The organism is Desulfurellaceae bacterium, from assembly GCA_021296095.1.
In the GTDB taxonomy this organism is placed as follows: domain Bacteria; phylum Desulfobacterota; class Binatia; order Bin18; family Bin18; genus JAAXHF01.
Map to the genome: position 1 here is coordinate 536 of JAGWBB010000105.1, position 1,093 is coordinate 1,628.

The 1,093-nt window shown below is 66.6% G+C and carries 1 protein-coding gene; it reads right to left on the bottom strand.

Annotated elements, in window-relative coordinates:
• Positions 1-127: 127 nt before the first annotated feature.
• On the bottom strand, positions 128-1,093 hold a 966-nt coding region (gene pdxA, locus J4F42_19335), incomplete at its 5' end, for a 4-hydroxythreonine-4-phosphate dehydrogenase PdxA (GenBank protein ID MCE2487672.1).

The window sequence follows — 1,093 nt, forward strand, 5'->3', positions numbered from 1 at the left end:
CGCTGCCCGCGCGATACAACCAGGCTGCCATAGGCGCGGCCGAGCGTAAACGCAAAGTCGGCATCAAAGTCCTGCTCGGCCACCCCCCGAATATCGTACTCCCGGAAAATGGCCGGGTTGACACGACTCATGGTGTCTCGCGCGTTCCCGTCGATTCGATCATGTGGCCGGCCAGCCGAATTGCGGCTTGCAGGCTGCTGGGGTCGGCCGTGCCGCGCCCGGCAATATCAAAGGCCGTGCCGTGGTCGGGCGAGGTGCGGATGATCGGCAGGCCAATGGTCACATTCACCCCGTCGGTCCACGACAGCAGTTTGAGCGGAATCAGGCCCTGATCGTGGTACTGACAGATCACCGCGTCAAACTCGCCGTTGACCGCCCGGACAAAAATAGAATCGGCCGGCAAGGGGCCGACCACCGACAGGCCCTGCTCAGCCGCCTGTCGAACCGCCGGGCTGATCAGGCGGTTTTCCTCATCGCCGAACGCCCCGCCCTCGCCGGCGTGCGGGTTCAGCCCGGCCACGGCCAGGCGCGGTCGGCTCAGACCGTGAAAGCGAGACAGGTGCCGAGCGGTGAGGACCAGCGTCGTCGCAATACGGCGGATGGACAGGGCCGCAGCCACCTGGGTGAAGGGAATATGGGTCGTCACCAAAACGACCCGCAGACGGCTTCCGACCAGCATCATGCGCACGTCCGGGCTGTGGGTGAGGCTGGCCAGCAGTTCGGTATGGCCGGGGTAATCGCGCCCCGCCGCCCGCCACATGGCCTTGCTGATCGGCGCCGTGACCAGCGCCTGTATGGTCGTGTCACGGGCCAGGCCAACCCCGGTCTCCACATATCGGTAGGACGCCTCGCCGCCGGCCGGAGTCGGTCGGCCAGGCATCCAGTGTTGAGCCGGGAGGTGCGACAGGGGGATCACCGGCACCATCTCAGGATCTGGGGGGTAGGGCTGGGGCACCGCCCAGCTGACCAGTTGGGGCGGCAGCTTGAGACGGCGGGCGGTTTCGGCCAGGACGCTCAGGTCGCCCAGGATAACCAGACGCAGCCCGGATTCGAGAGTCTGGGCCGCCTTGAGTACAATCTCGGGACCAATGCC